The organism is Bacillus sp. FJAT-49711 (genome assembly GCF_018343715.1).
In the GTDB taxonomy this organism is placed as follows: Bacteria; Bacillota; Bacilli; order Bacillales; family Bacillaceae_C; genus Lederbergia.
Window position 1 is genome coordinate 476,319 of record NZ_JAGYPL010000001.1, and the last position, 26,277, is coordinate 502,595.

The following is a 26,277-nucleotide window of genomic DNA, read 5'->3' on the forward strand; positions in this document are numbered from 1 at the left end:
ATCTAAATTACGGGAAATGGATTTAATCTGTGGAACAGATATTAAAATGGGTTAATAAGAACTACTAAACTTCCTTATTTGGCGTATTTTTCAAACCGATACATTTTTAAAAATAGTCTTAATAAAAAAGGAGATATTGAAATGAGAAATATTTTTGATCAAAATGAAAATGGTTTTACACTAATCGAAATGATGATTGTTCTACTAGTCATTACAATAATCCTGCTTGTTGCATTGCCTAATGTTACAAAGCAAAGCTCAAGTATTAACGAAAAAGGATGTGAAGCGGTGGTCCAAATGCTACAGGGGCAGGTTCAAGCATATTATATGGACAAGAAAGCATACCCAGATACACTTGATGCCTTAAAAGAAGAGGATTATGTAAATGAGGATTTTAAATTTGTATGTCCAAACGGGAATGCCCTTTTGATAGAAAATGGAAATGTTAAACAAGAATAATAAAGGGTTTACGCTTCTGGAAGTATTAATTGTCATTTCAGTTATGACCATTATTTTTTCTTTTAGTTTTTTCACAATGAAGTCCTTTTGGGGACTAATGCAAAAAAACATGTTCTTAAATCAGTTGCAGTCAGATATATATTTCGCACATTCATACGCCATTAATCAACAAGAAACTATTATATTTAGATTTTCAAGTATTAATCAACAATATCAAGCTGTAACGAAAGATACGAATGATGTAATGATACAAAGAAAGTTCCCGGCTGCGATTAAAATAGTAGAGTCAAATATTCCTAGTTTTTCCATTACTCCGGATGGCAATGTCTCTAATTTTGGGACGATGATATTAAGTATTAATGAGAAAAGAGTGAAGATAACATTTTATATAGGGAGGGGGCGGTTTTTGATTGAGGAGCAATGAGGGAGGATTTACGATCGTAGAAGGATTATTGTCATTCAGTATCGTTATTTTGATTTGCTTATTATTATTTCCATTGCTATTCAAGATACTACTTAATTTAAACGATGGAAAACAAGACATGATTGCAAATAGGCTATTATATGAACATATTGAACAGCAATTGCCAATAACTCGTGAGTCGATTGAGATAAGAACTCTTCGAGATACTCAATATGAATTATCAATCGCTAAAAATAATGATGATCGATGGAGGGCATGTGTAAAATATGTTGAACGAAAACAATGTTATGAATAATCAATACGGTTTTACTTTGCTTGATTCCATCTTTTCTATGTTTATCTTGACTATTATCATGTCATTAATGCCGTTACTTTTTCAATCATTCGCAATAATTGATCGGACGATAAAGATTGATGAAGACTTTGAATGGAATTTATTCTTGATTCATCTCCGCAATGAAGTGGAGGATGCAAAAAAAGTCCATGTTTTTAACCATCCTAGCCGAATACTGATTGAAAAAAATTTGATGATTGCTTATGAAACTCACGGAAATAGCATCAGGAGAACAGTAAATGACAAAGGTCATGAAATTGTACTTCAACATGTTCATTCAGTAAATTTTTCAAAGTTAAATCAAATGTTAATTGTAAATGTTTCTTTTAGTAATGGCATTAAAGAGGAGGCACGCTTTGTCATTCCAGAGGAAATGGAGGGATCACCATTTTTAGAAACGAAAGAGGAGCCACTTATCCCGTTGTATTAATGTTGGCAGTCCTTTCTCTATTTGTCATATATGAGATCACTCAAATTTACATTACAGAATTAGGATATGTAACAGAAATGAAGGATTACTACGAAGAAAAGATTACCATGATGCTTGCAGAAAGTGATATTGCGGAAAATTAGGATGTTAAGAAGATCCACCTATTATATAATGGGAAGAGACGATAAAGAGGTGGATAAAATGGAGAACATACCAATCTACTTAATTGGTTTTATGGGAGCGGGGAAAACGTCGATTGGACAAGCTATAGCAGAAAAAACGGGACTTTCGGTTATTGATACAGATGATCGATTTGAAAAATCTACGGGTATCTCAATTAATGAATTTTTTGAAACATACGGAGAAAAGCATTTTCGGAATAAGGAAACAGAAATTTTATTGAGCCTCCCTGGTAAGCCATCGATTATTACTACTGGTGGTGGAATCATTTTAAAAGAAAAAAACCGACAATTCCTAAAGGAAAGCGGGAGAGTAGTATTTTTACAATGTAGCCCGAAAGTATTTTTGGAAAGACTGATGGAAGATGAATCAAGACCGCTTATAAAAAATAAATCATTTGAGGAGATCAGTGAAATGTATGAAAAAAGATTGCCTTTATATATAGAAAGTGCATCTATTACCATTGATACTTCAGATTTATCAATTGAAGACGCGGCCGAAATCATTATTAGTCGAATGGATCTATAAAACTTGGCTATACTTTCTAATAACATTGAAGTTTGTATATTAGAAAGAAGGGATAGATTCATGTCTACGAATGATTATGTAAAATATATGACGGAAACGTTCATTAAACATTTTGAATTGCCTAAAGAGAAAAGAAAGCAATTAAGACTCGATCGAAAAAATGCAAGGCGGCCAGCTCTAATACACTGGTTTGGCCTACTGCCGATTTCAATAAGTATGTTTATAAAAAGAAGGGGCTGATAGAAAAAAATCAGCCTCTTTTATTTAAGGAAAAGATAAATTAGGAACTTTGGGATAACTTTCTAGGAAGTTTCGTCTGGCTCAATCGCATTTGAACTGGCAGACTTCCTGTCTTTTTTCCTACGATAAGTCATTGTCCTTGAAGTTTGTTCGTCGATGACCAGGCGCCAGCGCTTTTGTTCATCTGATCCGGATGGGTTGCCAAATAATAAAGTCCGCCATTAATAATTTCTATATTCACGATAGGTTCATATTGATCCTGTAAAGCTTTTTTCTCAATCTCGTATGTTTCCGGTTTTTCGGAATGATCTTCATAAAAATGATCTAAAAGTTGTAAATCTTCATTCCACCTAGTTACTGCTTCTTTTGCCCATGGGTGGTCTTCTTTTGTTACTTCATTTATTAAATAATTTTCAATTCGTTTCATTCCGCTTTCCGCTTTAATAATTGGTGAAATGGTAAAACAGTAGTCAGGTATCGTTTGTTGTAGCTGCAAGGCTTCCGCTAGTCCATAAAAATCTTCATAAAGAGAGCCATTTATCAAATTTAGACCGATTGATTTTAGTAAGTCCATTTTCCTGTCGCACTGATAGGAAATTTTAATATTTAGCAAAAGCCAAGGGTGAAGAGGAATCTGTCTATTACTATTTGCTTTGCTCGGTACCTCGTACAACCGAATATAAGCAGATATTTTTTTAGTTGCTTTAAATATTTGGTGAAGCCTCGGTGCTCCAAAATGAATGATTTCTCCTTTTATATGATCTGGTGTTTTTTCTTGGTCCGTAATAAATGTTATTTTCATTGGGTTTGGGATGCCGCCCGTTTTCTCTAAATATGTCCAGTAAAAGGGACGATTCATCAATTCTTTGTCCATATCAACAGTTAATTGTACGGTAAGATGGCCATGTCCTTTTTCTTCAATCAAACAGTCATTTTCACTAAAAAATGTTTCAAGATATTGATGAATTTCCTTTTGTAGCATTCGCCGCATCCTCCGATCTTAGTGTGTCAGCAAATTGAATCAATGAAGATAGATTACTCATTTTTACTTTCATTTCACCTTCGGATTTCGATTGCTCAAAAATATCTTTTAAATATTCGTCGAAATCTTGAAATTCGAGTCTTGATAATATATCATCCAGTTCTCCGACTACACGTTCAAATAGTTGGATTTTATTATAGAGCAATTTTACAATATGCTCTTCAATCGTACCCATAATGGTGAAATTGTATATATGCACATCATTTTCTTGACCTAACCTATGAATACGTCCGATTCTTTGTTCAAGGCGCATCGGATTCCATGGTAAGTCAAAATTAATAATATGTGAGCAAAATTGCAGGTTAATTCCTTCTCCGCCTGCTTCGGTGGCAATTAATACTTGGGCATGATTTTTAAATAGTTCTCGCATCCAATCCTTTTTACCTCTTTTAAATCCACCTCTAAAGGGAACAGAACGAATTCCATTTTGACCTAAAAACCATTGTAAATATAATTGTGTAGCTCTATATTCCGTAAATATGATGACTTTATCATCGATTGATTTAACTAACTCCAATACCTTATTAGCCTTCGAATTTTGAGGAATGGCATCTATTTTTTGCTGTATAAATTGGAGTGAGTTAATTAATGATGGAGAAGGCTCCTCATATTTTGCAAGCATATTCTTTAACGTATAGAAAACAGCTTCCCTGCTGCTGCAAGCTTCTCTTTTCAATGTAATTAAGGAAAATCCGTGAACCGGTACCTCCATTCCTTTCAACATTTCTATCGCTTCATATAATTCACGTTCTTCTTTCGTAAATTCAATCGGTATTGTTTCCACATGTCTTTCCGGCCATTCTATCCCGGTATCACCACGTCTATTTCGAATCATTACTTTATTAATCAGTTCTTTCAAAAAAGCATCTTCCTGCACAGACAACTTTTTATCTTTATATTTATCCGAAAATCCGCTCTGACTTCCTAAATGACCAGGTTTTAGGAGAGAAACGAGGTGAAATATTTCTTCAATTTTATTCTGGATCGGTGTTGCCGTTAATAACAAGCAAAACTTTTTTTTAAGCGATTGAACAAATTCATAGTTTTTGGTTTTAGGATTTTTTAGCTTATGCGCCTCATCAATGATAATAAGATCATAGTCTTGCTCTGCTATTATCTCCTTATGTGGACTTCTTTTTGCCGTATCAATGGAGGACACGACACAATCATATTGTTCCCAAACATAGCTTTTTCTCTGTGCTACCGCAGGGATAAAAAACTTCGTATTTAGTTCCGAAACCCACTGTGAGACGAGTGAGGCTGGAACAAGGATTAATATTTTTTTTACTAGTCCACGAATCATATATTCTTTAATTATCAATCCTGCTTCTATTGTTTTCCCTAGCCCTACTTCGTCAGCCAATATTGCTTTTCCATTCATGTTTTCTACAACCTGGCGAGCAGTTTCAAGCTGATGCGGCAGCGGTGTTAAATTAGGCAGAAATTTGGGAGCAATTAGCCCTTCGAAGGTTGGAACACTTAAAAATTCTTCCGCTTGGATCGCTAATTTAAATAACTCTCGATTTGCCCATGGTCCATCTTTATCTATTTTTTGCAAAAGACTTTTTTGCCAGTCTTGTTGAAAGACTATTTTTATTGACATAATGAACCTCCCAATATAACGAAAAGCATTGATGAATAGTTAAAATGGTGATACGATGTTGTTGAATATCACAGTATTTGAAAAGTTATTTTTATTATGTCCAGTAAATGAATATAATATTGGCGAATGAGAACACGGGGAGAGACTGCATATGCAGCGCCGAAGGAGCAAGCAACGTAGTTGTGAATCTCTCAGGCAAAAGAACCCTTGTTTGACGCGACTCTGGAGAGTGTTCAATGAAATCAGAACCACCAAAGGGGTAAGCCGAAAGGTGAAACTCTCAGGTGCCAGGACAGAGAATCCCAATTATCAACGGGATTTTTCTGTCCTTTTTTGTATTTTTGTACATATGAAGCTAAAAAGAGGGAGGTTGTAAAAATGACAAATTTAAAAAGAACGCCATTGTATCCGCTTTATAAGGAACTGGGTGCTAAGACAATTGACTTTGGAAGGTGGGATCTTCCAGTTCAATTTTCTAGTATTAAAGAAGAACATGAAGCGGTCAGGAAAAAAGCGGGACTTTTTGATGTATCACATATGGGTGAGATATCCATAAAAGGTGAGAATAGCTTAGCATTTTTACAAAAGATGATGACGAATGATATTTCGAAGCTTAAGTCTGGGAGCGCGCAATATACGGCGATGTGCTACGAAGATGGTGGAGTTGTAGACGATCTTCTCATCTATAAATTTTCAGAAGAGGATTATTTGCTTGTCGTCAATGCAGCAAATACGGAGAAGGATGTAAAGTGGCTAGTTGATCATGCCCATGGAGACGTTAAAATTCATGATATTTCAAAACTTTATGGACTCCTTGCTGTTCAGGGACCAAAAGCTGAAAGTATTCTCCAAAAGTTGGTAAAAGGGGCGGATTTAAAGGAAATTAAATTATTTCAATTTAAAGAAAATGTCGATGTAAATGGTTCTCAAGCGTTGATATCTCGGACAGGGTATACAGGTGAGGATGGCTTTGAAATTTATTGTAATTTTTCCGACGCTGAAAAAATTTGGGATGATCTTCTTACGGTGGGTGAGGACGAGGGACTATTGCCATGTGGACTCGGTGCAAGGGATACACTTCGATTTGAAGCAAACCTTGCCTTATACGGACAGGAACTTTCTGAACATATTACTCCGTTAGAAGCTGGAATCGGCTTTGCTGTCAAACTAAATAAGGATGAAAATTTCATAGGGAAGAGTGCTTTACAGCATCAGAAAGAAACAGGTGTCCCACGGGCAATTGTTGGAATTGAAATGATTGATAGAGGAATTCCAAGAAATGGCTATAAAGTGTTCTTTGAGGACGAGGAAATTGGTTTCGTTACATCAGGAACACAATCCCCTACATTGAAAAAAAATATCGGACTCGCATTGATAAAATCAAAATATAAAGAGATTGGAAATGAGATTGCGGTAGAGATACGCGGGAAACGATTAAAAGCTGAAATAATACCGACCCCTTTTTATAAAAGATCTAAAATATAGGCTGGAGGAGACTGTTATGATTAAACATCGCTATTTGCCGATGACTGAGCAAAATCAAAAAGAAATGCTTGAAGCGATAGGCGTTGGATCAATCGATGACCTATTTTCAGACATACCTGATAAAGTTCGTTTTAAAGGCGAGTACAATATTAAAAAGGCAAAATCAGAATCCGCTTTATTAAAGGAGCTTTCTAATCTTGCAGGGAAAAATGCTGATTTAAAGCAATATATTTCTTTCCTCGGAGCGGGCGTATATGATCACTATATCCCTACTATTGTTGATCATGTCATTTCAAGGTCTGAATTTTATACGGCATACACCCCTTATCAGCCCGAAATTTCCCAAGGGGAGCTTCAAGCCATTTTTCAATTCCAAACAATGATTTGTGAGTTAACCGGTATGGATGTTGCGAATTCTTCTATGTACGATGGGGGAACATCACTTGCAGAAGCTGCCATGCTGACTGCTGGCCAAACAAAGAGAAAAAAGATTCTTGTTTCAAAAACAGTTAATCCTGAATCAAGGGATGTTTTAAAAACATATGCAAAAGGTCAGTATATCGATGTAGTAGAAATTCCTTACAAAAACGGTGTGACTGATTTAGATGCTCTAAAAATGGAGCTTAACGATGATGTTGCTGCTGTAATCGTTCAATATCCTAACTTCTTTGGGCAGATTGAGCCATTAAAAGAAATTGAACCGCTCATTCATGAGCATAAAGGGTTATTCATTGTTTCCAGTAATCCGCTTGCACTTGGCGCATTAACACCTCCTGGAGAACTTGGAGCGGATATCGTTGTTGGGGATGTGCAAGCCTTTGGAATCCCAGCTTCTTTCGGAGGACCACATTGCGGATATTTCGCTGTAACGTCGAAATTAATGCGAAAAGTTCCCGGTCGTTTAGTCGGTCAAACGACAGATGAAAATGGGAAAAGAGGATTCGTATTGACACTTCAAGCAAGGGAACAGCATATTCGCCGTGATAAAGCGACTTCAAATATTTGTTCCAACCAGGCATTAAATGCCCTGGCGTCTTCTGTTGCCATGACGGCCTTAGGTAAAAAAGGTGTGAAAGAAATGGCTATACAAAATATTCAAAAAGCATATTATGCTAAAAAAATCTTTAAAGAGAATGGATTTGCCATTCCATTCGAAGGCTACCAATTTAATGAATTTGTCGTAAATCTTGTAAAGCCTGTCAGTGAAGTAAATGAAAAGTTGCTTAAAAAAGGCATTATTGGTGGATATGATTTGGGCCGTGATTATCCAGAGCTGGCTGGGCATATGCTTGTAGCTGTAACGGAATTAAGAACTAGGAACGAGATTGATAGTTTTGTGAAGGAAGTGGGGGAGAGCCGTGAGCAATCATGATTTAAAATTAATTTTCGAAATGTCCACCCCGGGAAGAATTGGCTATAGTTTGCCCGAGATTGATGTACCAGAAATAGATATAACTGAATGTTTGCCCGAAGGATATGTAAGAGAAAATGAACCTGAGCTTCCTGAAGTATCAGAGCTTGATATAATGCGTCATTTTACTGAACTGTCTACTCATAACCACGGGGTCGATTCAGGATTTTATCCTCTTGGATCTTGTACGATGAAATATAATCCAAAAATAAATGAACAAGTTGCACGATTCCCTGGCTTTGCCCATATTCATCCATTACAGCCGGAATCATCTGTACAAGGCGCACTTGAAGTAATGTATGACTTACAGCAGCATCTAATTGAGATTACAGGGATGGATGAAGTAACTTTGCAGCCTGCCGCTGGAGCGCATGGAGAATGGACTGGACTTATGATGATTCGAGCTTTCCATGAAGCAAATGGAGATATCGAAAGAACGAAAGTCATCGTACCCGATTCCGCCCACGGAACAAATCCCGCATCTGCTACCGTTGCGGGGCTAGAAACTGTTACAGTCAGATCGGGCAAGGACGGATTAGTTGATTTAGATCACTTAAAAGAACTCGTTGGCTCCGATACCGCCGCTTTAATGCTCACAAATCCGAACACACTCGGTTTATTTGAAGAGCAAATTCTTGAGATGGCAGAAATTGTCCATGGGGCAGGTGGTAAGCTGTACTACGACGGTGCAAATTTAAATGCGGTTATGTCAAAAGCTCGTCCAGGAGATATGGGCTTTGATGTCGTCCATTTAAATCTTCATAAAACGTTTACAGGCCCGCATGGTGGCGGTGGACCAGGTTCTGGACCAGTCGGAGTGAAAAACGATTTGGTTCCATTTTTACCAAAGCCTGTTATCGCGAAAATAGAAGAAAAATTTGTAATTGATTACGATCGTCCGCAATCAATTGGAAGGATAAAACCATTTTATGGAAACTTTGGCATTAACGTACGTGCGTATACGTATATTCGCTCAATGGGCCCTGATGGACTAGAGGCTGTCACAGAATATGCGGTGCTCAATGCTAATTATATGATGAGAAAACTTGCGCCTTATTTTGAACTTCCATACGACCGTCATTGTAAACATGAATTTGTTTTAAGCGGAAAGCGGCAAAAGAAGCTTGGAGTTCGTACATTAGATATGGCGAAAAGGTTACTCGATTTTGGCTATCATCCACCAACCATCTACTTCCCGCTAAATGTAGAAGAGTGCATGATGTTCGAACCGACAGAAACGGAATCAAAGGAAACACTTGATGCTTTTATCAATGCAATGATCCAAATTGCGAAGGAAGCGGAAGAAAATCCTGAACTCGTCCAAGAAGCTCCGCACACGACAATCGTCAAGCGACTAGACGAAACGAAGGCGGCTAGAAAGCCGGTATTAAGGTATACAATAGAATAACAAAAACGAGGCAGTCTCATATTTGGAGTCTGCCTCTTTTACATTGAATGTTTATTTAAAAAGTTTGTTCCTTTTATGCTATGTAGTTTTTTCGTCTTTTGTACCCGTGATAATGTAAATGCATTTGCTAATATTTGCGCAAAACCCATCTCTTTATCTTGAGACATTTCAACACCACCCGCGACTGACAAATCGGCTGCTGCCATCCCTTCGAGAAAAGTAGATTTACCTCTTCCGTTTTCTCCTACTAAAATGGTAATAGGCTTTTTAAAAGAAAATGGTTTGAAGTCTCTCAAGATTGGAAGTGTAAAAGGAAATTGCTGAATCTCAATATTTTGGTTGAACTTTATTTCTTTTAAAATCATCCATATACACCTTCTGAGTTAAAAAAAACCGCGGAAAACCACCGCGGCTTTTTTTAGCTATTTTACTTTTTCTTTGATTTAATTCTTCCAGACCATTTTTTAAATCCACCTTGTAAATGATACAAGTCGCGGTATCCTTTTCGATAGAGAGTTTGCGCTGCTCTGCCACTACGTAAACCACTTTGGCAATATAAATAAACAGGTTTGTCCGGACGAATTTCCTTCATTCGATTCTTTAATTGAGAAATAGGAATGTTACGCGCTCCAAGTATATGCCCGCCTTCAAATTCATTTGGTTCCCGAACATCAATTAGCTGTGCTTTTCGATAGCCTGCACGAAATTCCTCTTCTGTTAATGTTTTCAAGATTTTTCTCTGATGGAAGTAATTATATAGGGAAAAAGCAATGATTGCTCCCAGTATTATTAATAGTGTGTATAATGCCTCCAATATTCTTCCTTCCCCTTTCTAGTAAATAGCCCTATCTTCTATTATATTCATCATTATCATTTGAATCAAAAGCTTTTTCATTTATTTTTGTAAGTCGTATATATTTTGTGAAAAATATTTTTTATTAATTTTACTATAAAACCTTATCATATAAACGATGAAAGGGAAAATAAAAAGAGCAAACGCAAAATTTGTTCGAAAAACGTGGTATTTGTAGGATTTTCGCATAAAATCTTTAAAATTCTATTTTTTTCTGCTGATTTTGAATTTGACAAAACGAGAGAGACCTTACCTGAATTACTACATGTAGTAGGGGTTGTGAAAAATAAAATACAATATATTGTGTTTAAGCGTTGATTTAGTGGTTAAATATATGGTAACGTAACTATTAGAATGATTTTTATAGGAGTTGACGCAATGTCTGTAGTATATTCAAAGAATCAAACCCTCAACATAGAAAGGCTTAATCAAGATATTCGGTTGTTTAAACCAGTTCATCCGATTACGCCTGACATGAAGATTACCCATAAAGGGGTATCCAGACTTGTCATGATTGACCGTTATGCTTTTAAGGATACGGAAAAGATAACTTTAACAGATGGCGATTTTGTTGTATTGACGATTAAGGAAGATCCAAAATTCCCTGCTAGAGGGCTTGGATTTATTAAGTCGATTAACTGGGAAGAAAAAACGGCAGAAGTTATTGTCGAAGAAGAATTCCGCAGCGTACTTGATAGTGATAAAGAAAGAGAAACAGGATTAATTGTTCGCCCAGTTGATATTATTGAAAAGCCATTGGAAATTTTTTATGAACAAATTGCTAAGCGTAATGCAACTGGATTAGCATCTGTAGAAAAGACGGAAGAAAAAAGACAAGAATGGTTTGAAAAGTTTTATAAGGAACTATCAAGTCTTAACTTTATTCCAGCGGGGCGTGTGCTATATGGGGCAGGCGCAGATACGGATGTAACGTATTTTAATTGTTACGTTATGCCATTTGTTGCAGATTCACGTGAAGGGATATCAGAACACCGCAAGCAAGTAATGGAAATTATGAGCCGCGGTGGTGGAGTAGGAACGAATGGTTCTACATTACGCCCTCGCAATACTCTTGCAAGAGGAGTAAATGGTAAATCTTCAGGTTCTGTATCTTGGTTAGATGACATTGCGAAACTAACACACCTTGTTGAACAAGGAGGATCAAGACGCGGGGCGCAGATGATTATGTTATCGGACTGGCATCCTGATATTATTGAATTTATTATATCTAAAATGCAAAACCCAAGAATTTTAAGATTCTTAATTGAAAATACAACGGATGCTGTCATTAAGAAACATGCAAAGGATAAGTTGAAATTCACACCTCTTTCACATACAGAAGAAGCCATGTATCAAGGTGTACTCAACTACCGCAATATCCCGGGCCTTGGCGGCTTTGATGAAAGCATCTTCCGTGAAGCTGAGGAAAAATTGACTGAAGGCGGTACATATTCAGTCCATAATCCTGAGTTTCTGACAGGAGCTAATATCTCAGTCTGTCTTACAAAAGAATTTATGGACGCAGTTGAAAACGATGAAGATTACGAACTCCGTTTTCCAGATGTAGAAAGTTACAGTCCGGATGAAATGGAAGCATATAATACTAAATGGCAGGAAGTTGGCGATGTGCGCGAATGGGAAAAGCTTGGTTACAAAGTACGCACATACCGTAAAATCAAGGCTAAGGAATTATGGAACTTAATTAATATTTGTGCAACCTATTCAGCAGAGCCAGGCATTTTCTTCATTGACAATGCGAATGAAATGACTAATGCGAAAGCTTACGGTCAAAAGGTTGTTGCAACAAATCCATGTGGTGAGCAGCCACTTGCTCCATTCTCAGTATGTAATCTTGCAGCTGTTAACTTAGCAGAAATGGCTGATAAAGAAAACAAAACAGTTAATTACGATAAACTGAAAGAAACAGTTCGTATTGGGGTACGCATGCAAGATAATGTAATAGATGCAACTCCATACTTCCTTGAGGAAAATAAAAAGCAAGCACTTGGAGAGCGCCGTGTCGGTCTTGGTGTAATGGGCTTATCAGACCTATTAATTTATTGTGAAAAAGAATATGGTTCTTCTGAAGGCAATGAACTAGTAGATAAAGTATTTGAGGCTATTGCTACGACTGCTTATGAAGCTTCTGTGGAACTGGCAAAAGAAAAAGGAAGCTTTCCATTCCTTGAAGGGGAAACTCTTGATGATACAAACCGTCTTCGCAAAGCTTTTACTGAAACAGGCTATATGAAAAAAATGCCAAAAGAAATAAACGAATCAATTCTAGAATATGGAATTCGTAATTCACATTTACTAACTGTTGCTCCAACGGGCTCAACAGGAACGATGGTTGGAGTATCTACAGGTTTAGAACCGTATTTCTCCTTTACGTATTATCGTAGTGGACGTTTAGGTAAATTTATTGAAGTGAAAGCAGATATCGTCGAAGAATATGTGAGCCGTCATCCAGAGGCTGATCCAGATAAGTTGCCGAATTGGTTTGTTACTGCGATGAGCCTATCTCCTGAAGCTCATGCTGATGTTCAATGTATTATTCAACGGTGGATTGACAGTTCCATCTCAAAAACTGTTAATGCACCTAAAGGATATTCTGTTGAACAAGTTGAACAAGTGTATGAACGCTTATATAGAGGCGGAGCTAAAGGCGGAACTGTATATGTTGATGGCAGCCGTGATTCCCAAGTTCTTACGCTAAAGGCTGAAGAAAATAACATGGAATCTAGTGAGCAATTAACCTTTAATGAACCCGTTGTATTAGTAGATACAATTCAAGATTTACGTTCAACAAGCGTGACCATTGGATCCGAAATTGGCAATACATGTCCTGTTTGCAGAAAAGGCCAAGTAAAAGAAATTGGCGGCTGTAATACATGTGACAACTGTAATGCGCAGCTAAAATGTGGACTATAATAAATTAATTATTAAAAACAGGTTATCCCTCTTTGTGGGGAGCCTGTTTTTTGTTCTAATTCCCGCTTCTTTTACCTAAAGATAAATAAGGACCTTTTGGAGGAGTGGGTACACATGAACATCGATGGCGTGTTTTCTGGAGGAGGAATTAAAGGTCTTGCCTTAATAGGGGCATATGAGGTATTGGAAGAGAAAGGGTTTACTTTTAAAAGATTAGCTGGAACAAGTGCTGGCGCTATTATGGCTGCATTTATCGCCGCAGGTTATACGAGTAAGGAAATAGGGGTTTTAATGGATGAAACCGATATAAAATTATTTTTAGATCAACGCACTACTCTTTTACCTTTTGCGATCGCAAAGTGGCTCTTGCTTTATTGGAGAATGGGAATGTATAAAGGAGATGAGCTAGAGGAATGGCTCGGCAAAAAAATGGCTGATAAAGGAGTTTATACATTTAAGGATTTGCCGCCAGGAAAACTAAGATTAATTGCATCGGACCTTACAACAGGCAGGTTGATCGTTCTGCCAGATGATTTAGAAACATACGGCATCCCAAAGGAGACGTTTCCGGTGGCCAGAGCCATACGGATGAGTTGTGGAATACCCTTTTTTTTCGAACCTATTAAATTACGTTCTCTTTCAGGAGAGAATATTATCATTGATGGCGGTCTTCTTAGCAACTTTCCGCTATGGCTATTTGAAAATGAAAACCAAAAAAAGCCACGTCCGGTATTGGGCATTAAGCTTAGCTACAATATGGAAGAGCAGCCGAAAAGGGAAATAAAAAATGGACTCTCATTATTTGAAGCATTATTTAGTACTATGAAAGATGCCCATGATGCAAGATATATTTCGCGAAAACATGAAAAAGACATTGTTTTTATCCCGATCGATGAAAGTTTTTCATCTGAATTCACTATTTCTGGAGAAAAAAAACACGCCCTTATTGAAAAAGGACGTTTAAGGACAAAGCAATTTTTAATGAAGTGGACTTACTAGGAGTCTAAAAAATGGCTCGGTCTTTTTTCTTGCTTTTTTTACCATCGATGACCGTTAAGTGTGCAGCAGATCTTTTGCGAAGTGGTTTTTTTCGAATCTGTCCACTAGGTTGATGCGAGACGCGATTACGCTTTTTCGAAAGTCTTGCAGCCTTAGCAAATGATCTATTTTCGCGATGGTCGGGTTTTCTTCCCGCCCAAATTCGATAAATAAAATAGATAGCAAAAGCGACGAGCACCATAATAAAGATTTGTCGAAATAAACCTGCTGGATTGTTAAAAATATAGGAGCCCAGTCCAATTATTGCTATAACAGTAATGATTCCAACCAACCAATTACGTACTTTCAAGAGCGCCACCTCCTCGGGAGTAATGTCCATTTTTCCCAAAAAGAACTTAGTATATACTCAACTAGACGATTTTCTCTATTTTTAGATTGTCTTCACTTTGCTTTTCCACTTTTAATAATTCTTTAAACGAGGCGAGCGCAACTTCTACTTGTTCATCGTTCGGTTCTTTCGTTGTTAGGAGCTGCAGCCAAAGTCCTGGATAGCCAAGCCACTTCAGAACTGGGATATTACGCATTTTATTAGTAAGCTGCAACACTTCAAACGATACACCTAACACAACAGGAATGAGTGCCAGTCGATTTAATATTCGGACCCAGAGTGGATCGACTGCGACAAACATATAAATAAGCACACCTACGACAACGGTAAAAAGAATAAAGCTGCTTCCACACCGATAATGAAGTCTTGACATTGCTTGAACATTTTCAACAGTCATATCAAGATTATTTTCGTATGCATTTATGACTTTATGCTCGGCTCCGTGGTATTGAAATACGCGTTTTATAAGTGGTGTCATCGAGATAAAATAAATATAGGACAATAAAAGAATGAGCTTAAAAAGTCCTTCAATCAATATTTGGATCATATCACCAGGGAAGATAGGTTTGAATAATGCTGCTAGAAAGACAGGTATAAGAGTGAAGACAAACTTGGAAAACAGAAAGGAAAGGACTCCAAGGGCTGCAACACTTAATACTAACGTCGTTTTAGACATTTTTTCTTCTTGGACTTTTTCATCTTCACTCGGATCTACATCATAACGGTCTGTCGAAAATGTTAGATGCTGTGCTCCGTTAGCACTAGCTTCAATGATGGCGACAATTCCACGAAGAAATGGAATCTTTTTCAGTTTTTGAAGAACAGGCCTAGTTTTCCTTGGTAAATAAAAATATTCTATCGTTTGATCTTTTCGGCGAATAGCGGTAACGGTTTGATGTTTACCGCCAAACATGACTCCTTCGACTACAGCCTGCCCACCATAAGCAGGTTTATTTGTGTTTTTCATAGCTTGTCACCAACTTATTGGAATTTAAATATATATTCATCTTACTAAAATAATAGGAAATTCACCAGATAAAATAATTTATGCACAAATGGTGCATTCCATGGACATGATAAAGATGGAGGTGGAAATGATGGAAAAGGAAAATGAAAGAGAAGCCGTTAAGAACTATCAAATGTCTGTTCTGCAACTAGCATGTATTACAGGCTTTATCGCGGGTCTATTTGGTACACTATTTGGTTTTTTGGGACATTACTTTAATTTTACGGATATTAGTCCTAAAGTTATTTTAACACCATTTACGGGAAAATGGACGGATGGATGGCTAGGTTTTGTTATACCGGCATTATCTTACGGATTATTATCCATTGTTGTTGCGCTCGTTTACTATATGGTATTAAGAAAACATAAGTCCCTTATATGGGGCGCCCTTTATGGAGTAGTGATTTTTGCTTTAATATTCTTAGCGTTGTACCCAATGATTCCGGGAGTGAAATGGATGTTCGATTATCCTTTTAATACAATTGCTACGGAGCTCTGTTTATTCCTTATTTACGGACTATTCATTGGCTACTCTATCTCGTATGAATATGAAGAACAATTGTTATGGAGTAAAGCAGAACAAAAGCATTGACAACTATAGGCTAGTTGAAAATTATATATTTATGGTAGAATGTTCTAGTAATCATTCTTGACTAGGGCGTGAATCATTCGTGAAAATTCTAGTATTAAATGGTCCTAATTTAAACATGCTCGGGTTGCGTGAGCCGGGAATTTATGGGAGTCATTCGCTTTCGGAACTTGAGAAAGGTATTAAAATTGCGGGTGAAAAATTAGGAATGGAAATAAAGTGTTTCCAATCCAATTACGAAGGAGCTTTACTAGATGAAATGCATCAAGCAGGTGAAAATGGCTTCCAAGGAATTATTATGAACCCTGGTGCATTTACTCATTACAGTATAGCTCTACGAGATGGGATAGCATCGATTGATCTTCCTGTCATCGAAGTTCATATCTCAAATGTACACGCAAGAGAGGAATTTAGAAAGCATTCAGTCACTGCCCCCGTCTCAATTGGGCAAATCGCAGGCTTTGGATTTTATGGCTATGAAATGGCATTGCATGCAATGAAAGAATATGTGAAGGGGAGAGGGATTTAGTGGTGAAACTGGAGAAGCTTCGCGGCAATTTTAAGCAATCTGATATTGATGGTTTTTTGATTTCAAGTACATATAATCGCCGCTATATAACTAATTTTACAGGTACAGCTGGTGTTGCATTAATTTCAGGGAAACGTGCGCTTTTTATTACGGATTTTCGCTATACGGAACAAGCTTCTAAGCAAGCGGAAGGATTCGAGATTGTAAAACATACAGGCCCAATCATTCAAGAAGTAGCAGAAAAAGTAAAAGAGCTAGGTATAAAAAAGCTCGGGTTTGAGCAGGATCATATGCCTTATTCTATTTGGAAACAATATGAGGAAGCTATTGATGCTGAACTTATTCCTATTTCGAATGTGATTGAAGATCTTCGATTAATAAAAGATTCTCATGAAATTAGTATTTTAAGGGAAGCTGCTGACATTGCAGACGCTGCATTTAAGCATATCCTTGATTTTATTAAACCTGGTAAAACAGAATTGGAAGTTGCAAATGAGTTAGAATTTTTTATGCGTAAGTGTGGTGCAACCTCATCTTCCTTTGATATTATTGTAGCATCAGGCGTAAGAGCTGCCCTGCCACATGGGGTGGCGAGTGACAAGACAATAGAAAAAGGTGACTTCGTTACGATGGATTACGGTGCCCTTCATAAGGGGTATATATCTGATATAACACGTACCGTAGCAGTTGGAGAGCCGTCCGAAAAATTAAAAGAAATTTATAATGTCACCCTTAGCGCACAATTAAAAGCAATGGAACAAATAAAACCGGGTATGACTGGCATTGAAGCTGATGCTATTGCACGAGACTATATTACGGAAAAGGGTTATGGCGGTAATTTTGGCCATTCCTTAGGTCATGGAATTGGTCTTGAGGTGCATGAAGAGCCGGGGCTATCATTTCGTTCAGAAACGAAGCTTGTGCCAGGGATGGTCGTTACAGTAGAACCGGGTATTTATATACCGAATATAGGTGGCGTACGCATTGAGGATGATACATTAATAACGGAATCTGGAAATGAAACGTTGACACATTCTACAAAAGAATTAATTATTTTATAAGGGCATTTTAGGAGGATAACAAATGATTTCAGTAAATGAATTTCGAACAGGACTAACGATTGAAACAGACGGAGGGATTTGGCGTGTTATGGATTTCCAACATGTCAAGCCTGGAAAAGGTGCTGCATTCGTCAGATCCAAATTAAGAAACTTACGTACAGGGGCCATCCAGGAAAAAACATTTAGAGCTGGTGAAAAAGTAGAAAGAGCTCAAATCGATAATAAAACGATGCAATATTTATATGCTACTGGTAATACACATGTATTTATGGACAGTAATACGTATGAACAAATTGAGCTGCCAGCATCCCAAATTGAGTATGAATTGAAATTTTTACAGGAAAATATGGAAGTTCACATCATTATGTTTAATGGTGAAACGCTAGGTGTCGAATTGCCAAATACAGTGGAATTAGAAGTTGTTGAAACAGATCCAGGCATTAAAGGAGATACAGCATCCGGTGGATCTAAACCAGCAAAAATGGAAACGGGTCTAGTCGTACAAGTACCATTTTTCGTCAACGCAGGCGATAAATTGATTATTAATACGTCAGATGGCTCATACGTGTCTAGAGCATAATAGTATAAGAAACCTGCCGAGGAAAATTTTTCCTCGGTTTTTTTTTATTGCTAACTCACCTTACTCTCATATTTGAAGACAAGCTGAATACATATTAGATAGTGAAGATGTTAGGAGGAAGACAAATGAACGCGGTGTTTAGATTGCTACCTGCTCGTATTTGTGAATTGATAAAGAAACTTCCTACTGACAAATTGGCTGAGGTAGAGGAAATTAGATTAAGGATAAACCGTAAAGTTGAAGTAGCGACAAACGGCATTCCTCTATTTCTCCCACACCTTTTTACAAAAGAGGATGCTGATTTATTCATAAGTAAGCTGGCCAATCATTCATTCTATACTCTTGATGAAGAATTAAAGAAAGGCTATATCACCATTGAAGGAGGGCACAGAGTAGGCCTTGCTGGAAAAGTCATACTCGAAAATGGCTCGGTGAAAGCAATTAGACATTTAGCATCATTCAATATTCGTATTGCCAGAGAAAAAATCGGAGCCGCCGTAAAGTACATCCCGTATTTATTTGAGCAAGAATGGAAAAATACGATGATCATTGGACCACCCCAAACTGGGAAAACGACATTGTTAAGAGATATAGCGAGAGTCATTTCTAGTGGTTTATATGAGCAAAGCATTCCAGCCCTAAAAACAGGTATTGTGGATGAGCGCTCTGAGATTGCAGGATGTATGTATGGAGTACCGCAGCTTCAATTTGGTCCTAGGGTTGACGTTTTGGATGCTTGTCCAAAAGCAGAAGGAATGATGATGATGATAAGGTCTATGAGCCCTAATGTCCTAATCGTAGATGAAATCGGAAGAGCGGAAGATAGTATGGCAATTATGGAGGCGGTAAACGCAGGAATTACATTAATCATGACAACGCATGGAAATAATTTTGAAGAAATTAGTAAAAGGCCATTATTAAAACCAATCCTTGAACAAAAAGTGTTCGCGAGATTCATAGAATTGTCCCGAAGTAATGGTCCAGGGACAATCGTTTCAATAAAAAATGCTGATGGTGATCCGGTCGTACTTAAAAGAAAGGCGAAAGTATTCCATGATTAAAATATTAGGAGCCGTTTTTATTGTAGGTGCAACAACATGGGCTGGCTTTGAATTTTCGAAACAACTAAGTGAAAGGCCAAAGAATTTACGATTATTTAGACACTCTCTTGAGACGTTGGAAGCGGAAATCATGTACAGTCATACCCCGCTTGGAGAGGCAGCGAATAAAATATCTGCACAAATACCGGAACCAATTTCGACACATTATAAACTTTTTTCTGAAAAGTTGCAGCAAGAGGATGCCGTTGTCAAAAGCGTATGGGAAGAAAGCCTAAACAGAATTTGGGAATCTACTTCATTAAAACAAAGCGAATATGAAATATTAGTCCAATTTGGAGAAAATTTGGGAAGACATGACCGAGAACTACAACAGAAACAAATTTTGCTAACGCTCAACAACCTAGAAAGGGAAGAAGAAAATGCGCGAGAGAAGCAAAAAAAGTATGAAAAAATGGTGAAAAGTCTAGGAGTCCTTACTGGCATGCTTATCATCATTTTGCTTTTGTAGTGATAGGAGGAAATGACATGGGCATTGATGTAGATATTATCTTCAAAATAGCCGGGGTAGGGATCGTTGTAGCATTTCTCCATACGATACTTGATCAAGTCGGTAAAAAAGAATACGCACAATGGGTTACGTTGTTTGGGTTTATTTATATTTTATTTATGGTCGTGTCAATCGTAGATGGGTTATTTCAGAAAATCAAGTCTGTTTTTCTATTCCAATAGATAGGGGGAAACCGCTATTGCAATCTTACAAATTGCGGGGATTGCCCTAATAACAACTTTCCTAGTACTGGCGATCAAGGAACAGACTCCAAATTTTGCCTTTTTGCTTGTGTTATTCGCGGGAACGGGCATTTTTCTATTTCTTGTAGATCAAGTGCATAAAATCATCTTAATGATTGAAAATCTAGCAGGTAGTGCGAATGTCAACACTCTATACGTTAAAACCATTCTTAAAATCATCGGCATTGCGTATATTGCTGAATTTACGGCACAAATAAGCAAAGATGCGGGTCTCGGCTCAATGGCTTCGAAAGTTGAATTAGCTGGAAAAATCTTAATTCTCGCAATTGCAGTGCCGATCATGACAGCCTTAATAGAGACTATCATTAATATCATGCCAGTTAATTAGACTTAGCATTAGAACGGAGTGGGATACATGCGACGAGGGCTGCAGATTCTGTTATTATGTTTTTTTTCATTTTTTGGTGCTATGACGGTTTCAGCCGAGGAAATGGAAAAACCAATTAACGAATCAAATGACCAGCTTACAGATCGGTATATTGAAGACCTTGGTCTTGAAGAGTTATCTGAACATTGGGAGTCAATCGTCCATGAATATGGTGGGTATTTACCTGAAAGTAAAAGAGGTACATTCATTGATTTTGTAAAAGGGGACAAGTCTTTTTCATTTGCAGATTGGATGAACGGGATCATTTCGTTCATTATGCAAGAAATCATCCTGAATATTAAATTACTAGGGTCACTTTTACTGCTTACGATTTTAAGTGTATTTCTACAATCACTTCATAGTGCTTTTGAAAAAGGTGCTGTCAGTCAGGTAGCCTATTCTATTATTTTTATGGTCCTGATTATTATCGCATTAAATAGCTTTAGAGTGGCGGCGGATTATGCGATTGAAGCGATTGATTCAATGAGTCAATTTATTCTCGCTCTATTACCATTGCTGCTTGCATTGATTGCCTCTTCTGGGGGGGTGGCAACATCTGCATTCTTCCATCCAATTCTCGTATTTTTAGTAAATATTAGCAGTATCGTCATAAAAAATGCTGTATTGCCCTTATTATTTCTTGCGACATTATTAAGTATTGCCAATACATTAAGTAAACAATTTAAAGTGTCCCAGCTTGCAAATTTATTAAAGAAGATCAGTATTGGAATTCTCGGAGCATTTATCACTATTATCCTTGGAGTTATTTCTATTCAGGGGGCAGCTACAGCTGTTGCAGATGGTGTAGCGATAAGAACGGCAAAATTTGTAGCCGGCAATTTTGTACCTGTAGTAGGACGGATGTTTACAGATGCAGCCGATACAGTATTAAATGCATCTCTTCTACTCAAAAATACTGTGGGTATTGCAGGTGTAGCTGTTATTCTCCTAATCGCCGCATTTCCAGCATTTAAAATATTAGTCATTTCCCTCATATACAAACTTTCGGCGGCACTCATGCAGCCCTTAGGTGATGGTCCTGTCATTGAATGTCTAGATGCTGTCAGTAAAAGTGTCATGTATATTTTCGCTTCTCTGGCAATTGTTTCTTTTATGTTTTTTATTAGCATGACGATCATCATTACATCCGGAAATATTACGATGATGGTTAGATAGAAGTAAAGGAGGTCACTTTCTTGGCTTACTTAAGCGAGTGGGTGTTCAATATCATCATTTTTCTTATCCTTGCCATGATTGTGGACATGCTTCTCCCAGAGTCCAGTATGAAGAAATATACGAAACTAGCAACTGGCTTGCTTCTTATCGCGATCATCATATCACCAGTTTTAAAATTAATGTCCACTGATCTTGAGAAGGTATTAGCTTCGATTACAGTGAATTTTGCAACCGATGATCAATCCAATGAAAATTTATTAAATAACAAAAAAAAAGAGATACAAGCTTCACAGCATGCATATATATTAGAGCAAATGGCTGTCCCAATGAAAACAATGGTAGAAAAGGAGTTGATTGAAAAGTTAGGTTTGGAAATTAGTAATATCCAGATTTTCGCCACACCAAATAGTGATGGAGAGATCAACGAACTAGATAATGTGGTCGTTTATCTGTCACCTTCAGAAAAAGTAATCAAAGCCATTTATCCAGTAAGTATTAATTTAAATGAAACAGATGAGAAAGTGGATACAACCGACTACGAAACAGTTAAATCAATGTTATCCTCCATTTGGGAAATTCCATTATCATTGATTGAAATTGTTCCGAGGGAGGAACCAGTAAATGAAGAATAAAAACTCGGGCCCGATTGATTGGATAAAACAAAAACTAGGGGATAGTAAAACATCGTCTGCTGAAAAAAGCAAAACAAAACCATATTATCTACTTATTCTACTAATATTAGGAGCTCTTTTTATGATAATGGGCAGCATTTGGAAGGATAAAGTAGATCAACCTCCCGCAGAAGTTTTTAACGAAAACAATGAGGAACAGAATAGTTCGGAAACATTTGGCGTAAAAAAATCCAATAAAAACGATAGCATGAAGGTTTTTGAGGAGCAATATGAAAATCAGCTTAAAGAAGCGCTTGAAGAAATTGTGGGGGTTCATAGTGTAACGGTCGTAATAAATGTTCAAGCAACGGAAAAAAAGGTATATGAAAAAAATTCCGTTCTTAAGAATCAAACAACACATGAGGAAGATGAAAAAGGCGGCAAGCGGCAAATTGAGGATCAATCAAAAGAGGATCAACTCGTTATTATCCGAGATGGAGAAAAGGATATTCCTCTCATATCAGAAACGAGGAAGCCAGACATTAAAGGGGTTCTTGTCGTCGCGGGCGGAGCTGAAAATATACAGGTTAAAAAATGGATTATTGAAGCTGTTACACGGGTTTTAGATGTTCCAAGCCATAAAGTTGCAGTCATGCCTAAAAAATCAAAGGGGGATTCTTAATGCTACTAAAAAAGCAAACAGTTTGGCTTTTAACAATGCTTAGTCTTGTAGTTGTATTGTCTGTTTACTACGTTACATCGGAACAGGACGTAAAAGACATCGCGTCGAATGGGGAAAATGCACCTGAAACGAGTGGAAAGATGAGTGACGAAGACCTTAAAATCATTACCGAAGCTGCAGGTGATGAAGCGTATGAAACAGTTCGAATGAATTTATCGGACAAAAGGGGCAAGGCAAAGGAAGAATTAACAACGCAAGCAGCATCGCCTGATCTCTCAGTAGATGAGAAGAATAAATTATATGAACAAATGAAAGAAATTGATGCCATGGGAGTAAAAGAAAAAACGTTGGAAAGCTATATTAAAACTATGGGCTATAGCGACTCACTTGTTAGAATCGATGACAACCAAGTGTATGTTACAGTGAAAGCAGAAGATCATTCTAAGGCTGATGCAGTTGAAATAGTTCGGCTCGTACGGGAAGAAATGGGAACACAATTTATTCCAACTGTGGAATTTGATAAGTAATAATAAATGGACGGAGGGGATACCCATCCGTCTTTTTCTGTGAAAATAAATTCTTGTTTAAGATTTATATCAATTGTCAAAACTAACTAACAACTGAAATTTACAATAGGAAAGTAGAGCTACCATAATTTACGGTTTCTCGTATAACTTTTCTATTTATTGTCTATAATGCTAAGTTGCAGTAGGCTCGTGGTAGGGTTCTTTGTTCTGAAGCATATGATAGACAATGGTAAGCATTCGATGTCCAATGGCAACGAGTGCTTTTTTCTTTCCTCTTCTTGCAGATAAAGACCAATATTTCACTGATAACATTTTACTTCGACTTCTAGATACCGCCCAAGCGGCTTCACACAATGCCGACTTAATATGCGGGTTTCCTTTCACGGTTCGCGTACTCTTTCGTTTTCCAGCGCTTTCGTGATTTCCAGGTGACAATCCTGCCCATGACGCAAGGTGCTTGGAAGTTGGAAATTGTGTCATATCAACTCCAATTTCTGCGATGATCACGGCTGCAGTATCTTTCTTAATCCCCGGCATTGTGATAAGAAGTTCTACTTCTTCTTTATAGTTTATCAGTATCCCATCGATCCTTTTTTCAATATCGGAAATTAATTCTTCCAGATAGACAATGTGCATCCATGACTGTTTGATAAGAAACAGTTGGTGATCATTCAATGTGCCAAACAGGGAATCTGTAATTAATTGTTTTTTATGCGCCATACTCCCATGTATCTTTTGTTCGACATCTTCTTGATCTATATAGCCATTGGACATTAGTTGTTCCAACAATTTTCTGCCAGAAACTCCGAAAACATCGGAAATGACTGTCCCTAATTTGATGTTTGAAGTCTCCAATACTTTTTGGATCCGATTCTTTTCAGAAGTCATATGTCCAATCCATTTCTTTCTCAAACGGGTTAAATCTCGCAAATTGCGAATGTCTTCCGGAGGGACGAAACTTTTCTCAATCAAACCATGCCTCAATAATTTGGCAATCCACTCTGCATCCGAAACATCCGTTTTTCTGCCAGGAACATTTTTAATGCGCTGAGCATTTGCCAAAGTAATGTCAAAGAAGTCCTCTAGGATATTATAGACAGGTTTCCAGTACACTCCGGTACTTTCCATTGCGATATGGGTCACTTCTTTTTCTTCTAGCCATTTAAGTAGACGAAACAGATCTTTCGTCAAAGTAGGAAATGTTTCAATCAACTTAACTGTATCGTTCTCTGATTCACCAAGAATCACGCAGGCCACAATTGTTTCCGAATGGACATCCAGACCTGCACATCGTTTGTACAATGTTTCCATTTCACTCCACCTTCTAAATGTATTCCACAAACAGTGGAATGAATTTGAAATTAAACATTTTTCTGTTCGTAGTCATCTCTCAACAAGAGAGAGCTAACAATGGGTTGTACACCAAATTCATTCCAACAGTTTTTTATACAGGGTCAAGCCACCATTAAAGACCACGTTATATACTCACTGTTTGCGGTATCAACATTATGGAGCGAGAAACCCATTTTCATTCCTGGGTTGAGAGCGAAAGATCATGATAGTTTTTTATGAATTTTTTAAAAGCATATTGTTACGGCAAGGTACGAAATTCTTAGTCGGCTGAAATCGCCTGCGTCATGTCCGTGCCGCGGAAGATCAATGAAAGGATAGCGCATCGCATGTACATCAATTTTCGAGAAGGCTCTGGAGCAGCGAGCAGAAAGGAAGTAGCTTGGGCTTAAAATAACATACTTGTCTAAAATGACCAATAAAAAATATAAAAAAATATTACTTTCCGCATTCATCATTGAATTTTTATAAGGTATTATATTATGATGTTAGGAGCTACTCATTATTTTGAAGGAGTGTCACTTATGTTAAAAATTCAGGAAATTCGTGAAATCATAAAGTTAATAGATCAATCTGATATTGAGGAATTTAGCTATGAACATGAAGGTTCAAAAATTGAATTGAAGAAACGGACAGCTACTATTGCTGTTGCACAGCAACAACCTGTTGTTCAACAGCCTGTTGTGGTTCAACCACAAGTACAAACAGCCGTTGAAACACCGGTCTCTGCACCTGAGAAAGTAGAAGCAAAAATAGAGGGAACTACGAATAAAGAAAACTATTTGCAAGTTGTTTCTCCAATGGTTGGAACGTTCTATCAATCGCCATCTCCTGATAATCCGGCATATGTGCAAACAGGCTCTCAAGTAAGTGCTGATACAGTCGTTTGCATTGTCGAAGCAATGAAACTATTTAACGAAATTGAAGCAGAAGTAGATGGAGAGATTGTGGAAGTCCTTGTAAAAGATGGCGAGCTTGTTGAGTATGGACAACCATTATTCTTAGTAAAGCCTAGATAAAAGGATGTTTAAAAAATCCGGTAAAAATGACACTTCGAATTTTTCGTTGGCTTGTTTCTCCGTTCCTTGGAAAAGAAAACCACTTTTCCTGCGTGCGATGCGGATGCAGGGAAGTATTGCTTATGCTCATGTATCTAAAAGCATACATTCCTCTGCTCGAAACTGCGCCGTCTCGAAATTCCGATGCACAGGAT

Annotated in this window: 32 protein-coding genes and 1 riboswitch; of the genes, 25 read left to right on the plus strand and 7 right to left on the minus strand. The window is 37.4% G+C overall.

From position 1 onward, the window contains the following. The first annotated feature begins 141 nt into the window (after positions 1–141). The 7 genes from comGC to KHA96_RS02425 are packed head-to-tail and all read left to right on the plus strand — an operon-like array spanning position 142 to position 2,595. Positions 142–459: a competence type IV pilus major pilin ComGC gene (comGC, locus tag KHA96_RS02395; RefSeq protein ID WP_213127691.1), complete on the plus strand. Its 318-nt coding sequence runs from the start codon at positions 142–144 to the stop codon at positions 457–459. After that, positions 443–883 (plus strand): competence type IV pilus minor pilin ComGD, encoded by a 441-nt coding sequence (comGD, locus tag KHA96_RS02400; RefSeq protein ID WP_213127692.1) that lies wholly within the window; start codon positions 443–445, stop codon positions 881–883. The genes comGC and comGD overlap by 17 nt, the downstream gene beginning before the upstream one ends. Continuing rightward, positions 870–1,178: a hypothetical protein gene (locus KHA96_RS02405; RefSeq protein WP_213127693.1), complete on the plus strand. Its 309-nt coding sequence runs from the start codon at positions 870–872 to the stop codon at positions 1,176–1,178. Before comGD ends, KHA96_RS02405 begins: the two co-directional genes overlap by 14 nt. Then, on the plus strand, positions 1,150–1,647 hold the full coding sequence (gene comGF, locus KHA96_RS02410) for a competence type IV pilus minor pilin ComGF (protein WP_213127694.1): 498 nt from the start codon (positions 1,150–1,152) through the stop codon (positions 1,645–1,647). Before KHA96_RS02405 ends, comGF begins: the two co-directional genes overlap by 29 nt. Continuing rightward, a complete protein-coding gene (locus tag KHA96_RS02415; RefSeq protein WP_213127695.1) occupies positions 1,647–1,790 on the plus strand; it encodes a hypothetical protein in 144 nt (47 codons plus the stop codon). Before comGF ends, KHA96_RS02415 begins: the two co-directional genes overlap by 1 nt. 58 nt (positions 1,791–1,848) lie before the next feature. Continuing rightward, entirely contained in the window at positions 1,849–2,355 is a 507-nt protein-coding gene (locus tag KHA96_RS02420; protein WP_213127696.1) for a shikimate kinase, read from the plus strand. 60 nt (positions 2,356–2,415) lie between these two features. Next, positions 2,416–2,595 (plus strand): YqzE family protein, encoded by a 180-nt coding sequence (locus KHA96_RS02425; protein ID WP_213127697.1) that lies wholly within the window; start codon positions 2,416–2,418, stop codon positions 2,593–2,595. Positions 2,596–2,725: 130 nt separating this feature from the next. Here the strand turns inward: KHA96_RS02425 and KHA96_RS02430 are convergent, their stop codons facing one another. Next, positions 2,726–3,577, minus strand: a complete 852-nt coding sequence (locus KHA96_RS02430) for a YqhG family protein (protein ID WP_213127698.1) — start codon at positions 3,575–3,577, stop codon at positions 2,726–2,728. Continuing rightward, complete coding sequence (locus KHA96_RS02435) at positions 3,546–5,240, minus strand: DEAD/DEAH box helicase (protein WP_213127699.1); 1,695 nt, start codon at positions 5,238–5,240, stop codon at positions 3,546–3,548. Before KHA96_RS02435 ends, KHA96_RS02430 begins: the two co-directional genes overlap by 32 nt. A gap of 126 nt (positions 5,241–5,366) precedes the next feature. After that, a riboswitch (glycine riboswitch) is annotated at positions 5,367–5,457 on the plus strand. 161 nt (positions 5,458–5,618) lie between these two features. Between KHA96_RS02435 and gcvT the strand changes: the two genes are divergently transcribed. From gcvT to gcvPB, 3 genes are read left to right on the plus strand one after another with little or no spacing between them, the layout of a single operon-like run. Further along, positions 5,619–6,725, plus strand: coding sequence for a glycine cleavage system aminomethyltransferase GcvT (gcvT, locus tag KHA96_RS02440; protein ID WP_213127700.1), 1,107 nt, complete (start codon positions 5,619–5,621; stop codon positions 6,723–6,725). Between the two features lie 19 nt (positions 6,726–6,744). Beyond that, on the plus strand, positions 6,745–8,097 hold the full coding sequence (gcvPA, locus tag KHA96_RS02445; RefSeq protein ID WP_213128654.1) for an aminomethyl-transferring glycine dehydrogenase subunit GcvPA: 1,353 nt from the start codon (positions 6,745–6,747) through the stop codon (positions 8,095–8,097). After that, the gene (gene gcvPB / locus KHA96_RS02450) at positions 8,084–9,544 is read left to right on the plus strand and encodes an aminomethyl-transferring glycine dehydrogenase subunit GcvPB (protein WP_213127701.1); all 1,461 of its coding nucleotides are present in this window, start codon (positions 8,084–8,086) and stop codon (positions 9,542–9,544) included. The genes gcvPA and gcvPB overlap by 14 nt, the downstream gene beginning before the upstream one ends. 38 nt (positions 9,545–9,582) lie before the next feature. Here gcvPB and KHA96_RS02455 read toward each other — a convergent pair whose 3' ends face one another. Both KHA96_RS02455 and KHA96_RS02460 read right to left on the minus strand, forming a co-directional pair. Further along, positions 9,583–9,909, minus strand: coding sequence for an AAA family ATPase (locus KHA96_RS02455; RefSeq protein ID WP_213127702.1), 327 nt, complete (start codon positions 9,907–9,909; stop codon positions 9,583–9,585). Between the two features lie 62 nt (positions 9,910–9,971). After that, entirely contained in the window at positions 9,972–10,358 is a 387-nt protein-coding gene (locus KHA96_RS02460) for a rhodanese-like domain-containing protein (RefSeq protein ID WP_213127703.1), read from the minus strand. Between the two features lie 417 nt (positions 10,359–10,775). Here KHA96_RS02460 and KHA96_RS02465 point away from each other — a divergent pair, with 417 nt between their 5' ends. Next, on the plus strand, positions 10,776–13,328 hold the full coding sequence (locus KHA96_RS02465) for a vitamin B12-dependent ribonucleotide reductase (RefSeq protein ID WP_213127704.1): 2,553 nt from the start codon (positions 10,776–10,778) through the stop codon (positions 13,326–13,328). 114 nt (positions 13,329–13,442) lie between these two features. Continuing rightward, positions 13,443–14,327, plus strand: a complete 885-nt coding sequence (locus KHA96_RS02470) for a patatin-like phospholipase family protein (protein ID WP_213127705.1) — start codon at positions 13,443–13,445, stop codon at positions 14,325–14,327. A gap of 4 nt (positions 14,328–14,331) precedes the next feature. On the opposite strand, the gene KHA96_RS02475 is transcribed toward KHA96_RS02470, so the two are convergent. Next, complete coding sequence (locus KHA96_RS02475) at positions 14,332–14,676, minus strand: SA1362 family protein (RefSeq protein WP_213127706.1); 345 nt, start codon at positions 14,674–14,676, stop codon at positions 14,332–14,334. Between the two features lie 61 nt (positions 14,677–14,737). After that, a complete protein-coding gene (locus KHA96_RS02480) occupies positions 14,738–15,682 on the minus strand; it encodes a DUF1385 domain-containing protein (RefSeq protein ID WP_213127707.1) in 945 nt (314 codons plus the stop codon). Positions 15,683–15,812: 130 nt separating this feature from the next. On the opposite strand from KHA96_RS02480, the gene KHA96_RS02485 reads away from it, so the two are divergent. The 12 genes from KHA96_RS02485 to KHA96_RS02540 all read left to right on the plus strand — a co-directional run bounded on the left by KHA96_RS02485 (position 15,813) and on the right by KHA96_RS02540 (position 23,714). Beyond that, a complete protein-coding gene (locus KHA96_RS02485; protein ID WP_213127708.1) occupies positions 15,813–16,313 on the plus strand; it encodes a YqhR family membrane protein in 501 nt (166 codons plus the stop codon). 79 nt (positions 16,314–16,392) lie between these two features. Continuing rightward, complete coding sequence (gene aroQ / locus KHA96_RS02490; protein ID WP_213127709.1) at positions 16,393–16,839, plus strand: type II 3-dehydroquinate dehydratase; 447 nt, start codon at positions 16,393–16,395, stop codon at positions 16,837–16,839. Then, positions 16,839–17,900 carry a M24 family metallopeptidase gene (locus KHA96_RS02495; protein WP_213127710.1) on the plus strand — a complete coding sequence of 354 codons (1,062 nt, stop codon included), beginning with the start codon at positions 16,839–16,841 and terminating at the stop codon, positions 17,898–17,900. Before aroQ ends, KHA96_RS02495 begins: the two co-directional genes overlap by 1 nt. Positions 17,901–17,922: 22 nt before the next feature. Further along, a complete protein-coding gene (gene efp / locus KHA96_RS02500) occupies positions 17,923–18,480 on the plus strand; it encodes an elongation factor P (protein WP_213127711.1) in 558 nt (185 codons plus the stop codon). A gap of 125 nt (positions 18,481–18,605) precedes the next feature. Further along, complete coding sequence (gene spoIIIAA, locus KHA96_RS02505; protein ID WP_213127712.1) at positions 18,606–19,541, plus strand: stage III sporulation protein AA; 936 nt, start codon at positions 18,606–18,608, stop codon at positions 19,539–19,541. Next, a complete protein-coding gene (gene spoIIIAB, locus KHA96_RS02510; protein WP_213127713.1) occupies positions 19,534–20,049 on the plus strand; it encodes a stage III sporulation protein SpoIIIAB in 516 nt (171 codons plus the stop codon). Before spoIIIAA ends, spoIIIAB begins: the two co-directional genes overlap by 8 nt. 17 nt (positions 20,050–20,066) lie before the next feature. Next, positions 20,067–20,270, plus strand: a complete 204-nt coding sequence (gene spoIIIAC, locus KHA96_RS02515) for a stage III sporulation protein AC (protein WP_213127714.1) — start codon at positions 20,067–20,069, stop codon at positions 20,268–20,270. Positions 20,271–20,292: 22 nt separating this feature from the next. Further along, positions 20,293–20,679 carry a stage III sporulation protein AD gene (gene spoIIIAD / locus KHA96_RS02520; RefSeq protein WP_213128655.1) on the plus strand — a complete coding sequence of 129 codons (387 nt, stop codon included), beginning with the start codon at positions 20,293–20,295 and terminating at the stop codon, positions 20,677–20,679. Positions 20,680–20,706: 27 nt separating this feature from the next. Next, positions 20,707–21,894: a stage III sporulation protein AE gene (spoIIIAE, locus tag KHA96_RS02525; protein ID WP_213127715.1), complete on the plus strand. Its 1,188-nt coding sequence runs from the start codon at positions 20,707–20,709 to the stop codon at positions 21,892–21,894. Positions 21,895–21,914: 20 nt separating this feature from the next. Next, the gene (gene spoIIIAF, locus KHA96_RS02530; RefSeq protein ID WP_213127716.1) at positions 21,915–22,526 is read left to right on the plus strand and encodes a stage III sporulation protein AF; all 612 of its coding nucleotides are present in this window, start codon (positions 21,915–21,917) and stop codon (positions 22,524–22,526) included. Then, positions 22,516–23,187: a stage III sporulation protein AG gene (gene spoIIIAG / locus KHA96_RS02535; protein ID WP_213127717.1), complete on the plus strand. Its 672-nt coding sequence runs from the start codon at positions 22,516–22,518 to the stop codon at positions 23,185–23,187. The genes spoIIIAF and spoIIIAG overlap by 11 nt, the downstream gene beginning before the upstream one ends. Then, the gene (locus KHA96_RS02540; RefSeq protein WP_213127718.1) at positions 23,187–23,714 is read left to right on the plus strand and encodes a SpoIIIAH-like family protein; all 528 of its coding nucleotides are present in this window, start codon (positions 23,187–23,189) and stop codon (positions 23,712–23,714) included. The genes spoIIIAG and KHA96_RS02540 overlap by 1 nt, the downstream gene beginning before the upstream one ends. 171 nt (positions 23,715–23,885) lie before the next feature. Here KHA96_RS02540 and KHA96_RS02545 read toward each other — a convergent pair whose 3' ends face one another. Continuing rightward, entirely contained in the window at positions 23,886–25,025 is a 1,140-nt protein-coding gene (locus KHA96_RS02545; RefSeq protein WP_213127372.1) for an IS110 family RNA-guided transposase, read from the minus strand. A 563-nt stretch (positions 25,026–25,588) separates the two neighbouring features. Between KHA96_RS02545 and accB the strand changes: the two genes are divergently transcribed. Continuing rightward, positions 25,589–26,083, plus strand: a complete 495-nt coding sequence (accB, locus tag KHA96_RS02550; protein ID WP_213127719.1) for an acetyl-CoA carboxylase biotin carboxyl carrier protein — start codon at positions 25,589–25,591, stop codon at positions 26,081–26,083. Positions 26,084–26,277: the final 194 nt, after the last annotated feature.

What these genes read in the sequence shown, in the direction of transcription:
- comGC (WP_213127691.1), top strand. Translation starts at nt 142, where the DNA reads ATGAGAAATATTTTTGATCAAAATGAAAATGGTTTTACACTAATCGAA.
- comGD (WP_213127692.1), top strand. Translation starts at nt 443, where the DNA reads ATGTTAAACAAGAATAATAAAGGGTTTACGCTTCTGGAAGTATTAATT.
- comGF (WP_213127694.1), top strand. Translation starts at nt 1,150, where the DNA reads ATGTTGAACGAAAACAATGTTATGAATAATCAATACGGTTTTACTTTG.
- KHA96_RS02415 (WP_213127695.1), top strand. Translation starts at nt 1,647, where the DNA reads ATGTTGGCAGTCCTTTCTCTATTTGTCATATATGAGATCACTCAAATT.
- KHA96_RS02420 (WP_213127696.1), top strand. Translation starts at nt 1,849, where the DNA reads ATGGAGAACATACCAATCTACTTAATTGGTTTTATGGGAGCGGGGAAA.
- KHA96_RS02425 (WP_213127697.1), top strand. Translation starts at nt 2,416, where the DNA reads ATGTCTACGAATGATTATGTAAAATATATGACGGAAACGTTCATTAAA.
- KHA96_RS02430 (WP_213127698.1), bottom strand. Translation starts at nt 3,577, where the DNA reads ATGCTACAAAAGGAAATTCATCAATATCTTGAAACATTTTTTAGTGAA.
- KHA96_RS02435 (WP_213127699.1), bottom strand. Translation starts at nt 5,240, where the DNA reads ATGTCAATAAAAATAGTCTTTCAACAAGACTGGCAAAAAAGTCTTTTG.
- gcvT (WP_213127700.1), top strand. Translation starts at nt 5,619, where the DNA reads ATGACAAATTTAAAAAGAACGCCATTGTATCCGCTTTATAAGGAACTG.
- KHA96_RS02455 (WP_213127702.1), bottom strand. Translation starts at nt 9,909, where the DNA reads ATGATTTTAAAAGAAATAAAGTTCAACCAAAATATTGAGATTCAGCAA.
- KHA96_RS02465 (WP_213127704.1), top strand. Translation starts at nt 10,776, where the DNA reads ATGTCTGTAGTATATTCAAAGAATCAAACCCTCAACATAGAAAGGCTT.
- KHA96_RS02470 (WP_213127705.1), top strand. Translation starts at nt 13,443, where the DNA reads ATGAACATCGATGGCGTGTTTTCTGGAGGAGGAATTAAAGGTCTTGCC.
- KHA96_RS02480 (WP_213127707.1), bottom strand. Translation starts at nt 15,682, where the DNA reads ATGAAAAACACAAATAAACCTGCTTATGGTGGGCAGGCTGTAGTCGAA.
- KHA96_RS02485 (WP_213127708.1), top strand. Translation starts at nt 15,813, where the DNA reads ATGGAAAAGGAAAATGAAAGAGAAGCCGTTAAGAACTATCAAATGTCT.
- efp (WP_213127711.1), top strand. Translation starts at nt 17,923, where the DNA reads ATGATTTCAGTAAATGAATTTCGAACAGGACTAACGATTGAAACAGAC.
- spoIIIAA (WP_213127712.1), top strand. Translation starts at nt 18,606, where the DNA reads ATGAACGCGGTGTTTAGATTGCTACCTGCTCGTATTTGTGAATTGATA.
- spoIIIAB (WP_213127713.1), top strand. Translation starts at nt 19,534, where the DNA reads ATGATTAAAATATTAGGAGCCGTTTTTATTGTAGGTGCAACAACATGG.
- spoIIIAC (WP_213127714.1), top strand. Translation starts at nt 20,067, where the DNA reads ATGGGCATTGATGTAGATATTATCTTCAAAATAGCCGGGGTAGGGATC.
- spoIIIAE (WP_213127715.1), top strand. Translation starts at nt 20,707, where the DNA reads ATGCGACGAGGGCTGCAGATTCTGTTATTATGTTTTTTTTCATTTTTT.
- spoIIIAG (WP_213127717.1), top strand. Translation starts at nt 22,516, where the DNA reads ATGAAGAATAAAAACTCGGGCCCGATTGATTGGATAAAACAAAAACTA.
- KHA96_RS02540 (WP_213127718.1), top strand. Translation starts at nt 23,187, where the DNA reads ATGCTACTAAAAAAGCAAACAGTTTGGCTTTTAACAATGCTTAGTCTT.
- KHA96_RS02545 (WP_213127372.1), bottom strand. Translation starts at nt 25,025, where the DNA reads ATGGAAACATTGTACAAACGATGTGCAGGTCTGGATGTCCATTCGGAA.
- accB (WP_213127719.1), top strand. Translation starts at nt 25,589, where the DNA reads ATGTTAAAAATTCAGGAAATTCGTGAAATCATAAAGTTAATAGATCAA.